This is a genomic window from Catellatospora sp. KI3 (assembly GCF_029948125.1).
Lineage (GTDB): Bacteria > Actinomycetota > Actinomycetes > Mycobacteriales > Micromonosporaceae > Catellatospora.
The window spans coordinates 18219-31884 of record NZ_JASAMB010000042.1 but is presented as its reverse complement, the minus strand read 5'-3'; the positions used below and the strand labels follow the sequence as shown (position 1 = coordinate 31884).

Here is a 13666-nt window from a genome sequence, read left to right as displayed (position 1 = left end):
GTTCTGACCGCTGATCGCGATCACTGGCCCGGCGCACCGAAGTCAGTGACCGCTGACGACGATCACCGTCAGCTGGCAGCCAGCCGCCCCCCGCCAGCCGCGCAGCCCCACCTGCCGCAGGTCGGCCGATCAGCGCACCCCGCCCGCCACCTCTCCCCGTCGGCGCGATCTTTCGCTTACCCCGCCCGCCACCTCTCCCCGTCGGCGCGATCTTTCGCTTACCCCGCCCGAGGCCGAGGCGGACAAAGGGCGTCCCCATTGGGCCCGCCGCAGGGCCGCAGCCGCACCCCCGTGATGGCGTGATGGTCCACCCCCGTGACCTCAGCGGTCCACCCGTCCAGGTGCACGATCTCCCCGGGCCGCGTCGGCAGATGCCCCAGCATCGCGATGACGAGCCCCGCGACCGTGATGTAGTCCCCATGCGGCCGCTCCTGCAGCTCGACCCCTATGTCAGGCAGGTCGTGCACCGGAAACGTCCCCGGCAGGTGCAGCGATCCGTCATCGCTCTGCTGTACCGCCGCCACATCCCGATCGGTCTCGTCATACAGCTCCCCGACGACCTCCTCGAGCAGGTCCTCCAGCGTGACGATGCCCCCCACCGACCCGTGCTCGTCCACGACCAGGGCGAACTGCTGGTGCTCGGTACGGAACCGGCGCAGCGCGTCGGCGGCGTGCAGCGAGTCCGGCAGCAGCAGCGCGGGCCGGGCCAGGGCGGCGACCGGTCCGCCGTCCGGGCCGATCAGGTCGCGCAGGTGTACCACGCCGACCGTGTCGTCGAGGTCGCGGCGGACGACCGGGGCGCGGGAGTAGCCGGAGTCGGCCAGGTCCTTGCGGGCGGTGTCGACCCCGCACGCGGCGTCCAGGGTGAACACGGCCCGGCGCGGGATCAGCACCTCGCGCAGGATCCGCTCGGTGATCTCGACGGCGCCGCTGATGATGAGCCGCTGCTCGGCGGTGAAGCCGCGGTGGCTGGCGACGAGGTCGCGTACCTCGGCCGGGGTGATCTCGTCGCGGTGGGCCTTCGGGTCGCCGCCCATGATCCGTACGCACAGGTCGGTGGCGGCGCTGAGCACCCACACGAAGGGCCGCGACACCCGGGCGAGCAGGTCCAGCGGGCGGGCGGCGAGCCGCGCCCACACCTCGGCGTGCTGCATGGCGATGCGCTTGGGTGCGAGTTCACCCAGCACCAGGGTCAGGAAGGTCAGCACCAGGGTCACCGCGATGACGGCGACGGGTCTGGCGGCGTCGCCGAGGAAGGCCAGCGACGGCGTCAGCACGTCGGCGAGCGCGACGGCGGCGGTGGCCGAGGCCAGGAAGCCGGCCAGGGTGATGCCGATCTGAATGGTGGCCAGGAACCGGTTCGGGTCGCGGGCCAGGCGGGCGGCGACCGGCCCGGCGCCGCTCTCGCGGTCCAGGCGGCGCAGCTGCCCTTCGCGCAGCGACACCAGGGCCATCTCGCTGCCGGAGAACAGGGCGTTCAACGCGATCAGTACGGCGACCAGCGCGATCTGCGGCCAGTGGGAACTCATCGCGGTCCACCCGGTGCGGGGTGTGCGCGGAAGCCGGGCTCGAGGCCCGGCCTGGTACTGCACCCGTCCACCCGGTCAACGGTAGCAGCAGCTCCGGGCTCGGGTGGACGGTCCGCGACGGTACGACTACCGACCGCCTCGGGGCTGGTTCCCCTTCTTCAGCCGCATGATGTTGGCCTGCCCGGCGGAGCTCTGCGTCCGGCCGGCCTTCGTCCGGGCGGCCATGGAGCGCTCGCGTGCCCGCTGCTGGGCCTGCTCGCCCGCCCATCCGTGCTGGTCCTGCGGCCCGTGGTCATGGTCGACGGGCGCGGCCTGCTGCTCGTCGGTCCCGTCCGGCTCGGCGTGCGGCGGCCAGGGCCGCGGGTGCCGCTGGGACTGGTTGTTCTTGGCCATCGTTCCTCCTCCGGCGATCACCTTCACGCTAGAGGCGGTGGTGTGCGCCCCGGGTACGAACGCCGAGATGCCCCTCTTCGGGGGTCACCCGGCCGGGGCGAGCAGATCGGGCAGCTCGGTCAGCCGGTCGATCACGGCGGCCAGGCGTGCCGCGTCGGGGTGCTCCGAGCCGAGGTAGCCCCACGGCCCCCGCCGGATCAGCACCGGCTTCATCCCGGCGCGGGCGGCGGGGCGCACGTCGTTGTCGACCCGGTCGCCGACGTACGCGATGTGCTCGGGCGCGGTGCGCGCCACCTCGGCGACCCTGGTGAAGAAGTCCGGGTGCGGCTTCTCCAGCCCCCACTCGGCCGAGGTGTAGATCGCGTCGGCGCCCAGGTCCATCCGCTCCAGCGCCGCCTTGGCCTGCGGCGGCTGGTTGCCCGCGACGATCACCGCCAGGCCGCGCTCGCGCAGCCGCGCGAAGGCGGGTTTGACGTCGGGGTACAGGTCGAGCTCGTCGAAGTTCTCGCGCAGGCTGCCGGACTCCTCGACGGCCCAGGCGGCCATCTCGGCGTCGAGGTCGAGTCCGGGCCGTACCATCGCGAACGCCTCACTGAACGGCCGGTCCGTGGCCGCCATGGCCCCGATCAGGCCGAGCAGGGCGAACCGGGGCACGCCCAGGCGGTCGGCCCAGCGGCTCCAGATCCGACTCTCGTCGATGAGCGTCTCGCCCACGTCGAACACGACTGCCTTGATCACCTCGCCAGGATAGTCGGCGCGGACAGCGCGGGCGCGGTACGGGCGGTGGCGATCATCACGTCCAGCAGCTCGGTCAGCGGCAGCCCCGCGACCTGCCACATGCGCGGGTACTGCGACGCGGCGGTGAAGCCCGGGAACGTGTTCACCTCGTTGACGATCGGCTCCCCGCCCAGCGGGTCGGTGGCCGCGTCCGGCACGAAGAAGTCGACCCGCAGCAGCCCCCGGCACTCCAGCGCGGCGAACACCTGCAGCGCCCGCCGCTGCAGCAGCGCCGTGACCGCCGGGTCGATCCGCGCCGGGATGTCGAACACCACCTGCCCGGCGGTGTACTTGGCGTCGTAGTCGAAGAAGCCGTGCCCGTCGCTCACCCGGATCTCCAGCGGCGGCCCGGCCTGCACCCTGCCGTCCGGGTGCTGGAGCACCGCGACGTCGATCTCCCGCCCCGCGCAGGCCCGCTCGACCAGCACCTTGCTGTCGCTGCGGCGGGCCGCGGCCAGCGCCTCGGGCAGCTGCTCCCACGCGTCGACCCGGGTCACCCCGAGGCTGGACCCGGCCCGGGCGGGCTTGACGAACACGGGCAGCCCCAGCGCCACCCGGTCGATCGGGTCCACGTCGTCCACGCCCGGCCGCAGCACCAGCCCCTCGGCCACGCGCAGGCCGTCGGCGGCGAGCAGCTTCTTGGTGAACTCCTTGTCCATCCCGGCCGCGCTGGCGAACACCCCGTTGCCGACGTACGGCACCCCGACCAGCTCCAGCAGCGACTGGATCGTGCCGTCCTCGCCGTACGGGCCGTGCAGGGCCGGGAAGGCCACGTCCACGCCGCGCAGGGCCCGCATCGCGTCGCCGAGCCCGCCGCGCACCCCGTCGACGTGCCACCAGCCGTCGCGGTCGATGCGCAGCTCCGTCACCTCGTACGCGGTGCGGTCCAGGTGGGCCAGGATCGCGGCGGCGGACCTGCACGACACGTCGTGCTCGCCGCTGCGGCCGCCGTAGACGACGGCCAGCCGGATGGTGCTCATGGTCAGTGTCTCCCCGTGAGTTGTCGAGTGCGGTCGTGGCTGCGGTGGTGGCGCGGGATCCGGCCGCCGAGGCCGGTGAGGATCTCGTGGGGGTTGGTGCCCGCCCAGCCGGCCCAGTCGGCGACGGTCGGTTCGCCCAGCTCGCCGGGGCCGAACACGGTCACCGGGTCGCCCGCGGCCACCGGCAGGTCCCCGGCGTCGACGACGCACTGGTCCATGCAGATCCGCCCGACGACGCGGCAGCGCCGCCCGCCGAGCAGGACCTCGGCCCGGCCCGCGGTCACCCGGGGCAGCCCGTCGCCGAAGCCCAGCGGCAGCAGCGCCAGCGTGGTGGGCCGGGCCGTCTTGTACGCGTGGTGGTACGACACCCCGGTCCCGGCGGGCACCCGGCGTACCGCCGCGACCTCGGTCGTCACGGTCAGGGCCGGGCGCAGGTCGTGCTCGCGGCCGGGGACGGGCTCCACGCCGTACAGGGCCAGACCGGTGCGGACGAGGTCGTAGTGGGTGCTGGGGGTGCTGAACACGGCGGCGGAGTTGGCCAGGTGCCGCAGCGGCGGGCGCAGCCCGGCGGCCATCGCCCGGATCAGCGCCGAGGCGAACGCGTCCTGCTGGGCGGTGGTGCCGGGGCTGCCGGGGCGGTCGGCCTCGTACAGGTGGGACCAGATGCCGTGCACCCTGACCAGACCGGCCCGTTCCAGCGCCGCCGCGCGGGTGACCAGCTGCGGCCACTCGGCGGGGTCGGCGCCGTTGCGGGCCATCCCCGTGTCGATCTTCAGGTGCACCTGGGCGGGGCGGCCCGCCTGGTGCGCGCCGGTCGCGACCGCGTCGAGGTGCGCCACCGACGGCACGGACACGTCCACGTCGGCGGCGACGAGCTCGGCGAAGTCCGTACGCGGCGAGTGCAGCCAGCTCAGCACGGGCGCCCGTACCCCCGCCGCGCGCAGCGCCAGCGCCTCGGCCGCGGTCGCCACGCCCAGCCAGGTCGCCCCCGCGGCCAGCGCCGCCCGGGCCACCGGGAGCATGCCGTGGCCGAACGCGTCAGCCTTCACCACGGCCATCACCGCGGCCGGGGTGTGCGCCGCGAGCACACCTACGTTGTGCGCCACCGCGGCGAGGTCCACCTCCGCCTGGGCCAGATCGTGAGTCACGCCGGGAAGTCCACCGCAGCGCCTGTGAGGGCACCGAGAGCGAATTCACTAACGCCCTGCTAACACCGCGTGGGCATACTTGCCCACGTGCGGGTGCTGGTGGTGGAGGACGAGGAGCTGATGGCCGAGGCCGTCGCCGAAGGGCTGCGGCAGGAGGCCTTCGCGGTCGACGTCGCCCACGACGGGGCCGCGGCGCTGGAGAAGCTCGCCGTCAACGACTACGACGTGATGGTCCTGGACCGGGACCTCCCGCTGGTGCACGGCGACGAGGTCTGCCGCCAGGCCGTGGCCTCCGGCTCGGGGGTACGGGTGCTGATGCTCACGGTCTCGGTCACCGTCGCCGACCGGGTCGCCGGGCTGTCCCTGGGCGCCGACGACTACCTGCCCAAGCCGTTCGCCTTCGCCGAGCTGGTGGCCCGGGTCCGGGCGCTGGGCCGCCGGGCCCGCCCGGCCGTGCCGCCGGTCCTGGAGCGCGCCGGGCTGCGGCTGGACCCGCACCACCGGGAGACGTACCGCGACGGCCGCTACGTCAACCTGTCCCGCAAGGAGTTCGCGGTGCTGGAGGAGCTGCTGCGCGCCGAGGGCGCCGTGGTCTCCGCCGAGACGCTGCTGGAGAAGGTCTGGGACGAGAACATGGACCCGTTCACCACCATCGTCCGGGTCACCATCAGCGGACTGCGCCGCAAGCTCGGCGACCCGCAGCTGATCGAGACGGTCACCGCCGTCGGGTACCGGGTCAAGTGAGCGGCCGCAGCAGCCTGCGGGTCCGGCTGACCCTGGTCTTCGGGCTGATGTTCCTGCTCGCGGGCAGCGCCGTGCTGGTCGGCGCGCTGATCCTGGTCCGCAACAGCATGGAGTACAGCCTCAACATCGCCTTCTCCGGCAAGATCACCGGCTACCCGTACGAGGACGCCGCCTCGCTGTACGCCTCAAAGCAGGCGATCATGGACTCGATGCAGCGCAACCTGCTGTTCAAGGGCGGGCTGACGGTGCTCGCGGTCTGGGTGCTGACCACGGCCGCGGGCTGGTTCATCGCCGGTACGCTGCTCAAACCGCTCAACATGATCACCGCCACGGCGCACCGCATCGCGGGCCGCACGCTGCACCGGCGCATCGATCTGGACGCCCCGCCCAGCGAGGTCAAGAGCCTGGCCGACTCCTTCGACAGCATGCTCGACCGCCTCGACGAGGCGTTCGCCGGGCAGGGCCGCTTCATCGCCAACGCCGCGCACGAGCTGAAGACCCCGCTCGCGCTCAACCGCACCCTGGTCGAGGTCGCGATGGCCCGGCCGGACAGCCCGCCGCAGGTGCAGCAGCTCGGCGACAACCTGCTCGCGGTCAACCTGCGCCACGAGCGGCTGATCGACTCGCTGCTCACCCTGGCCCGCGCCGAGGACGCGGTCACCGAGCGGCGCGGGGTCGACCTGGCCGAACTGGCCACCGTGGCGGTCGAGGCCACCGCCGCCCGTGCGGCCGAACTCAGGCTCCAGGTCAGCTCGCAGCTGGCCGCCGCCCCCGTCGTCGGCGACCCGATCCTGCTCGAGCAGCTGATCCGCAACCTGGTCGACAACGCGGTGCGCTACAACGTGGCCGACGGGGCGGTCTGGGTGCACACCCAGGCCAAGCCGCACCACGCCGAGATCGTGGTGGCCAACACAGGCGCGGTGATCTCGTCGTACGAGATCCCCGCCCTGTTCGAGCCGTTCCGCCGCCTCACCGACCGCACCGGCTCCGCCCGCGGCAGCGGCCTGGGCCTGTCCATCGTCCGCGCGGTCGCCCAGGCCCACCGCGGCGACGCCGTAGCCACCCCCCGCCCCGGCGGCGGCCTCTCCATCCGCGTCATCCTCCCCCGCTGACCTCCGTCCGCCCATCCGCCCGGCCGGTCGGGCGGTCGGGCGGTCGGGCGGGACAAGATCGCAGCGCGGGGCGAGGGGCGAGGGGGCGGGGTGGGTCAGCGGCCGCCGGAGACCTTGAGGGTGGCGCCGGTGACGTATGACGCTTCATCGGAGAGGAGCCAGGCGATCGCGGCGGCGACCTCGTCGGGGTCGCCGGCGCGGCCCAGCGGCGCGCCGGGGCCGACGCGGTCGGCGCGGGCGGGTTCGCCGCTGCCCGCGTGGAACTCCGTCTGGATCACGCCGGGGGAGACCGTGTTCACCCTGATCCCGGCCGGGCCGAGCTCCTTGGACAGGCCGACGGTCAGCGTCTCGACGGCGGCCTTGGCGGCGGCGTAGTGGACGTACTCGCCGGGGCTGCCGAGGGTGGCGGCGACGCTGGAGACGTTGACGATGGCGCCGCCGGGGCCCATGCGGCGGGCGGCCTGCTGGGCGCACAGGATGTAGCCGACGACGTTGACGTCGACGACGCGGCGCAGGTCCGCTTCGGACAGCTCGGTGAACGGGCCGATGCTGCTGGCGACCCCGGCGTTGTTGACCAGACCCGTGATCGTGCCGAGTTCGGCCGCCACCCGGTCGAACATCGCGCGCACCTGCGTACCATCGGCGATGTCGGCGCGCACCGCGAGCGCGCGCCGCCCGGTCGCCGCGACGGCGGCGGCCACCCGGGCGGCGGCCTGCTCGTCGTGCTGGTAGCCCACCGCCACGTCGTGACCGGCGGCGGCGAGGCGCAGGCAGGTCGCGGCGCCGATGCCGCGGCCGCCTCCGGTGACAAGAGTGATCGCCATGGCGCCATTAGAGCAGCCTGGTGGGCCTGGTGACAGGGTGTCGGTGCGCACGTTGTCGGTCGGCTCTGGTAGAACGTGCGTATCAAACATGTGTTCGGTGAGGCGTAGGCAGAGGTGTGGAGCGCGGCTATGGCGGGATTGTCGACTCAGGAGTTGACCCAGATCGAGGAGACACTGGCCGCCGGCAAGCGTCCCCGGGTCATGTTCACCGAGGCCGCGGGGCAGATCGCGGGCCAGCTCGGGCAGGTGGTGCAGCTGGACGATCCGGCGGTCCACGATGAGTGGATCATGGTGAAGTTCGGCAGCGACGTGCTGCCCTTCGCGCCGAGCGATCTGACCATCGCGCCCAAGGGCGCGACCGGGAAGAAGCCCGCACCCGAGCCGGTGGTGGAGGAGCCTGCCGCGCCCGAGCCGGAGTTCATGGTCATCCGTCAGAAGCCCGTACGTCAGGAGCGTCCTGTGTCCCAGAGTCCCGAGGTGTCCGAAGCAGAGGTCACCGGTGCCGCCCCCGCGCCGCGCCGTGCCGCCGCAGGCAAGGCTCCGAAGGTCAAGCCGCCGGCCGGGCTCACCGTCACCCTCGCCTACACCGAGGGGGAGTGGACGGTCGGCGCGGTCCAGGGCACTAAGGCGCTGGCCAAGCCATACGTCATCAAGGCGCAGGAGGCGCTGAAGATGGTGTCGCTGCTGGACGTGCCGGGCGTGCAGGAGGCCGTGGAGCAGATCCTGTCCAGCGAGCGGGCCGAAGCCCAGGCGCACGCCGAGAAGCTGCGCGCCGAGCTGGCCGAGCTCGAGGCGAAGCTCGCCGAGCTGGGCTGACGACGCTGCCGATCCGGCCCGGACACCGCGCGGTGTCCGGGCCGGACCTGTCTCAGCCGCCGGTCAGAGCGCGGTGCAGCTGACCGTGGCCGTCGGCGAGGTGCCGTTGGCCTGGTAGCCGAAGTCGGTGAAGGCACCGGCCCCGAGCTGCCCGTTGTAGTTCATGTTGGTCACCTGGATCGTGCCGGACGTGCCCGCGAACACGCCGTTCCACGAGTTGACCACCGAAGCGCCCGACGGCAGCGTCAGCGTCACCCGCCAGCCGCGGATCCCGCCGCTGCCCGCGGTCACCCGCACGTTGCCGACGTAGCCGGTCTGCCACACGCTGGTGGCGCTGAACACGGCGGTGCAGCCGCCCGGGTTCGGGCTGCCGCTCGGCGACGGGCTCGGGGAGGCCGACGGCGACGCCGACGGGCTGGGCGAGGCCGACCGCGACGGCGAGACCGACGGCGACGGGCTGGACGTGGTGTTCAGCCCGAAGAACGCGATCGCCGCCGCCGCGTTGACCGGCAGGTTGTGCGACGTGTTCGCCAGGCTGTACGCCTCGACCAGCACCTGGCCGGAGCTGTTGGCGTACCGGGTGCGGGTCTGGTTCGCCGCCGGGGTGTCGGTGGAGGTGGGCGTCTGGCTGATGCCGTTGACGTTGGTCCACTGCTTGATCGCTTCGCCGAAGTTGACGTAGTTCAGCGTTTCGTCGTTGACGCCGTGCCACAGCTGCATGCGCGGCCGCGACCCGGTGTAGCCCGGGTAGGCGTTGCGGACCAGGTCGCCCCACTGCGCGGCGGTCTTCGTGAGCTGCCCCTGCGCGCAGGCGCTGTTCCACTTGGTCGGCCCGGCGAAGCAGCCGAACGGCACCCCCGCGAACGCCGAACCGGCCTTGAACACGTCCGGGTAGGCGCCCAGCAGCACGTTCGTCATCATGGCGCCCGAGGAGACGCCGGTGGCGAAGGTGCGGTTGGGGTCGGAGTTGTAGTTGGCCTGCACGTACTTGACCATCGACACGATGCTGAGCGAGTCCCCGCCGCCGTTGTGCGTGAGCGTGGCGGTGGACGCGACATCGAAGCAGGCGTCGCTGGCGGTCACCGACGGGTAGATCACGATGAAGCCGTACTGGTCGGCGAGTGAGGCGAACTGGCTGCCGCTGTAGAACGCCGGGCCGTTGCCGGTGCAGTAGTGGTTGGCCACCAGCAGGGCGGGCCGGGTGGCGACGTTGTTCGGGACGTACAGGTACATCCGCAGGTTGCCGGGGTTGGTGCCGAAGTTGGTCACCTCGGTGAGGGTGGCCGCCTGGGCCGGGGTCGCGATGCTGAGGACTGCCGCGGCGACCACGGGGACGACCGCCAGCCACAGCGCGTGCATGGCTCTGCGAAGTTTCATGGGGCTCTCGCTCCTTGGCGAATGACAAGCACGGGATCCTGCCGTCACCCGGTGCCAGCCCCACGGGGTGTGCCCTCGGCAGTTCTTGATCGCGCCCGCGTCCCGGCGCGGGCGGTATGACTCCCGCCCGGCAGTCTAGGAGCGCTCCCACGCCCGCAGTGTGTCCGCGCGCCGAGCGGCACCCATCAATCGCCCAACGGCACCCGCCCGCGCCGAGCGGCCCGCGCTCTAGCGCCCGGCAGTTTCGGGGAAAGTGCTGGAATCCGCGCCAAGATTCCTGCACTTTCCCCGAAACTGCAGCGACCTACGCCTCGGTGTGGGCGGGGGCCGGGGCGGGTTCGGGGATGTGGTGGGTGCCGATGCGCTTGCGGAACACCCAGTACGTCCAGCCCTGGTAGAGCAGCACGATCGGGGTGAACACCAGCGCCACCCAGGTCATGATCTTCAGGGTGTACGGCGTGGACGACGCGTTGGCCACGGTCAGGCTGTTGGTGGCGGGGTCGACCGTCGAGGGCAGCACGTCCGGGTACAGCGTGGCGAACAGTGCCGCCACCGCGAACGCGATCGCCGCCGCCGTGCCGGTGAACGCCCACCCCTCGCGCCGCCCCTGCGGGTCCGTGCGCGACGGCATCCGGTTGGCGATCAGCCCGCCGACCAGGCACAGCGCGGCCAGCACGGCGAAGGTCACCGACAGCGGGGTCGAGTGCCGGGCCACCGTCCAGACCAGGAACACCACCGCCACCAGGGCGGCCGCGACGCCGACCCGCGAGGCCAGGGTGTTGGCGCGCTGCCGGATGTCGCCGACCGTCTTGAGCGCGATGAAGATCGCGCCGTGGGTGAGGAACAGCAGCAGCGTGGTCAGCCCGCCCAGCAGCGCGTACGGGTTCAGCAGCGTGAACAGGTTCCCGGTGTACTGGTGGTCGGCGTCCAGGGGCACCCCGCGCACGATGTTGGCGAACGCGACGCCCCACAGGAACGCGGGCACCACCGAGCCGAACACGATGCACCAGTCGAAGCGCCGCTTCCACACGGCGTCGTCGCGCTTGCCGCGGTACTCGAAGGCCACGCCGCGCAGGATCAGCGCCAGCAGGATGAGCAGCAGCGGCAGGTAGAAGCCGGAGAACAGGGTGGCGTACCACTCGGGGAAGGCGGCGAACATGGCCCCGCCCGCGGTCAGGATCCAGACCTCGTTGCCGTCCCAGACCGGTCCGATGGTGTTGATGACGACGCGGCGCTCGCGGTCGTCGCGGCCGAGCACCGGCAGCAGCATGCCGACGCCGAAGTCGAAGCCTTCGAGCACGAAGTAGCCCGTGAACAGGACTGCGATGAGCAGGAACCATACGGTGTGCAGTGGCATGGCGGCGCGCTCCTAGTACGCGAAGGCGAGCGGGCGGTCCTGGTCGGACTCGGCCTGCGGGGGCGGGGACACGTCGGGCACGCCGGCCTTGGCGTACTTGAGCAGCAGGCCGACCTCGACCACGGCCAGCGCGCCGTAGAGCAGGGTGAACACGACCATCGAGGTGATCACGTCGCCGGAGCCGACCGACGGTGAGGCGGCCATGGCGGTCTTCATCTGGCCGAAGACGATCCAGGGCTGGCGGCCCATCTCGGTGAAGATCCAGCCGGTGGAGTTGGCCAGGAGAGGCAGCAGGGGCAGGGCGAGCGCCCCGCCGAGCAGGAGCCTGCCGCCGCGCGTATGCACGTCGGGGGCGCGGCCCTTGCGGGTGGCCCAGAGGACCCACAGGGCGATCAGGGAGGCCAGCGCGCCGAAGCCGATCATGAGCCGGAAGGTCCAGTAGGTGACCGGGATGTTGGGCTTGTAGTCGCCGGGGCCGTACCTGGCCTCGTACTCGGCCTGCAGGTCGTTGATGCCCTGGACCTGGCCGTCGAAGGTGCCGGTGGCCAGGAAGGAGAGCAGGTCGGGCAGTTCGAGGGCGTACACGGGGCGGCTGCCGTCCAGCGTGCCGACGGTGAACAGCGAGAACGGCGCGGGCTGCTCGGTGGTGTAGAGCGCCTCGGCGGCGGCCATCTTCATCGGCTGCACCTCGGTCATGACCTTGCCCTGGACGTCGCCGGTGAGGGCGAGGGCGACCATCGCGACCAGCGTGGTCCACGCGCCGACCTTGGCGGCGCTGCGGTAGGCCGCGGTGTCGCGGCCGGGGCGGCGCAGCAGGTGCCAGACCGCGACCGCGGCGACCAGGCCGCCCCCGGTGAGGAACGCGCCCGCGATGGTGTGCGGGATGGTGATCAGGGCGACCTTGTTGGTGAGCACGGCCCAGAAGTCGGTCAGCTCGGCCCGGCCGCGCTCAGTATTGATCTTGAAGCCGACCGGGTTCTGCATCCACGAGTTCGCGACCAGGATGAACGCCGCGCTCAGCACGGTGCCCCAGGCCACGATCCAGATGCAGGCCAGGTGGATCTTCTTCGGCAGCCTGTCCCAGCCGAAGATCCACAGGCCCAGGAAGGTCGACTCCAGGAAGAAGGCGAGCAGCGCCTCCATCGCCAGCGGCGCGCCGAAGATGTCGCCGACGAAGCGGGAGTACTCGCTCCAGTTCATGCCGAACTGGAACTCCTGCACGATGCCGGTGACCACGCCCATCGCGAAGTTGATCAGGAACAGCTTCCCGTAGAACTTGGTCAGCTTGAGCCACTTCTCGTCGCCGGTCCGCACCCAGGCCGTCTGGAAGCCCGCCACCAGGAACGCCATGCCGATGGTGATGGGTACGAAGAGAAAGTGGTAAACGGTGACGATCCCGAACTGCCACCGAGCCAGGTCTGTCGCGTCCATGCGCGCAACTCCCGCCTTGCGTCTTTGATCCTCTTCCGGTCAGGCTACGCATCTGACCTGCTCGTGGTATGGGACTTGGGTCACCTCTGGCAGGATGTGACCCCGTGACTCCCCCCACACCGTGGTCACCGCCGCCGCTGCTGCGCTTCGCGCTGCTGCTCGCGACGGTGGTGACCCGCCTGCTGGCCCGCCTCGAGGTGACCGGTGACCTGCGTGAAGCGCGCCACAGCAGCCTCATCCTGACCAGCAACCACATCAGCCCGTTCGACCCGGTCGCGATGGCCGCGGCGTTCCGGCGGCTGCGGATACACCCCCGGGTCATGGCCAACGCGGGCCTGTTCAAGCACCCGGTGATCGGGCCGCTGATGCGGGCGCAGGGGCACATCCGGGCCGACCGGGGTGAGGCGACGGCCGCCAACGCCGTCTCCGACAGCGTCACCGCGCTGGCGGAGGGCTCGATGGTGATGCTGTACCCGGAGGGACGCATCGGCCTGGACCCGCACCTGTGGCCCGAGCGCGCCCGCACCGGCGTGGGCCGCCTGGTGCTGGCGACCAAGGCGCCGGTGGTCCCGATGGCGATCTGGGGCTCGCACGAGGTGCTGCCCTACGACGCGCCCACCGGCATGTGGCCGTTCATCTGGCGCAACCTGCGCCGCCGCCCGGTGGTGCGGGTGCACGTCGGCAGGCCGGTGGACCTGTCGGACATCGACCCCGGCCGGCCCGGCGCGGCGCAGCGCATCGCGGACCGGATCGTCGACGCCATCGCCGCCGAGCTCGCCCCGCTGCGCGCGGACGAGCCCGGACAGCCCCGCTTCACCGACCCGACCCGCCCGGTCTCGACGCAGCGGTCCCGGCGGCGGTAGGTCACTCTCCTCGCCGGGCGCGGTACGCCGCGACGAGTTCGCGCGTGGTGCCGATGCCCAACCCCTGGCGCAGGTCGGCGATGCGGCGGTTGGCGGTGCGCAGCGACAGGTACTCCGCTGACGCGGCCGCCGCTATCGTCGCTCCCTCCGCGAGCCGATCGAGCAGTGCGCGCTGTACGGGCGAGAGCTGACGGAACCAGTCCGCAGGGTCGTCATCAGCCACCGTGCACCCCTTCCCGATGTTGCACCCGACATGGATCGACTTGTTTCGACGCGGTGGTGCGGACATTCTCACCGATGTCGCCCACTGTTGGC

The 13666-nt window shown here is 72.1% G+C and carries 14 protein-coding genes; 4 read left to right on the top strand and 10 right to left on the bottom strand.

Translation table 11 applies throughout. The features are described from left to right. Positions 1-218: 218 nt before the first annotated feature. From QEZ54_RS35020 to alr, 5 genes are all read right to left on the bottom strand, one after another. Complete coding sequence (locus tag QEZ54_RS35020; RefSeq protein WP_281309080.1) at positions 219-1529, bottom strand: hemolysin family protein; 1311 nt, start codon at positions 1527-1529, stop codon at positions 219-221. Between the two features lie 126 nt (positions 1530-1655). Beyond that, positions 1656-1922 carry a hypothetical protein gene (locus QEZ54_RS35015; RefSeq protein ID WP_281309079.1) on the bottom strand — a complete coding sequence of 89 codons (267 nt, stop codon included), beginning with the start codon at positions 1920-1922 and terminating at the stop codon, positions 1656-1658. Between the two features lie 84 nt (positions 1923-2006). After that, a complete protein-coding gene (locus tag QEZ54_RS35010) occupies positions 2007-2660 on the bottom strand; it encodes an HAD family hydrolase (protein WP_281309078.1) in 654 nt (217 codons plus the stop codon). Continuing rightward, complete coding sequence (locus QEZ54_RS35005; protein WP_281309077.1) at positions 2657-3679, bottom strand: D-alanine--D-alanine ligase family protein; 1023 nt, start codon at positions 3677-3679, stop codon at positions 2657-2659. Before QEZ54_RS35005 ends, QEZ54_RS35010 begins: the two co-directional genes overlap by 4 nt. A 2-nt stretch (positions 3680-3681) precedes the next feature. Then, the gene (gene alr / locus QEZ54_RS35000) at positions 3682-4827 is read right to left on the bottom strand and encodes an alanine racemase (protein WP_281309076.1); all 1146 of its coding nucleotides are present in this window, start codon (positions 4825-4827) and stop codon (positions 3682-3684) included. An 87-nt stretch (positions 4828-4914) separates the two neighbouring features. Here alr and QEZ54_RS34995 point away from each other — a divergent pair, with 87 nt between their 5' ends. Continuing rightward, entirely contained in the window at positions 4915-5571 is a 657-nt protein-coding gene (locus QEZ54_RS34995; protein WP_217398924.1) for a response regulator transcription factor, read from the top strand. After that, on the top strand, positions 5568-6683 hold the full coding sequence (locus tag QEZ54_RS34990) for an ATP-binding protein (protein WP_281309075.1): 1116 nt from the start codon (positions 5568-5570) through the stop codon (positions 6681-6683). Before QEZ54_RS34995 ends, QEZ54_RS34990 begins: the two co-directional genes overlap by 4 nt. Before the next feature lie 95 nt (positions 6684-6778). On the opposite strand, the gene QEZ54_RS34985 is transcribed toward QEZ54_RS34990, so the two are convergent. Continuing rightward, positions 6779-7507 (bottom strand): SDR family oxidoreductase, encoded by a 729-nt coding sequence (locus tag QEZ54_RS34985; RefSeq protein ID WP_281309074.1) that lies wholly within the window; start codon positions 7505-7507, stop codon positions 6779-6781. Between the two features lie 129 nt (positions 7508-7636). Here QEZ54_RS34985 and QEZ54_RS34980 point away from each other — a divergent pair, with 129 nt between their 5' ends. After that, a complete protein-coding gene (locus QEZ54_RS34980; protein WP_281309073.1) occupies positions 7637-8323 on the top strand; it encodes a hypothetical protein in 687 nt (228 codons plus the stop codon). 63 nt (positions 8324-8386) lie between these two features. Here the strand turns inward: QEZ54_RS34980 and QEZ54_RS34975 are convergent, their stop codons facing one another. The 3 genes from QEZ54_RS34975 to QEZ54_RS34965 form a co-directional block, all read right to left on the bottom strand. Next, the gene (locus tag QEZ54_RS34975; protein WP_281309072.1) at positions 8387-9700 is read right to left on the bottom strand and encodes a PHB depolymerase family esterase; all 1314 of its coding nucleotides are present in this window, start codon (positions 9698-9700) and stop codon (positions 8387-8389) included. A 304-nt stretch (positions 9701-10004) separates the two neighbouring features. After that, positions 10005-11057, bottom strand: coding sequence for a cytochrome d ubiquinol oxidase subunit II (cydB, locus tag QEZ54_RS34970; protein ID WP_281309071.1), 1053 nt, complete (start codon positions 11055-11057; stop codon positions 10005-10007). A gap of 12 nt (positions 11058-11069) precedes the next feature. After that, positions 11070-12488, bottom strand: coding sequence for a cytochrome ubiquinol oxidase subunit I (locus QEZ54_RS34965; protein ID WP_281309070.1), 1419 nt, complete (start codon positions 12486-12488; stop codon positions 11070-11072). Positions 12489-12592: 104 nt separating this feature from the next. Between QEZ54_RS34965 and QEZ54_RS34960 the strand changes: the two genes are divergently transcribed. Continuing rightward, on the top strand, positions 12593-13351 hold the full coding sequence (locus QEZ54_RS34960) for a lysophospholipid acyltransferase family protein (RefSeq protein ID WP_281309069.1): 759 nt from the start codon (positions 12593-12595) through the stop codon (positions 13349-13351). Position 13352: 1 nt separating this feature from the next. Here the strand turns inward: QEZ54_RS34960 and QEZ54_RS34955 are convergent, their stop codons facing one another. Next, a complete protein-coding gene (locus tag QEZ54_RS34955) occupies positions 13353-13574 on the bottom strand; it encodes a hypothetical protein (protein ID WP_244871702.1) in 222 nt (73 codons plus the stop codon). Positions 13575-13666: the final 92 nt, after the last annotated feature.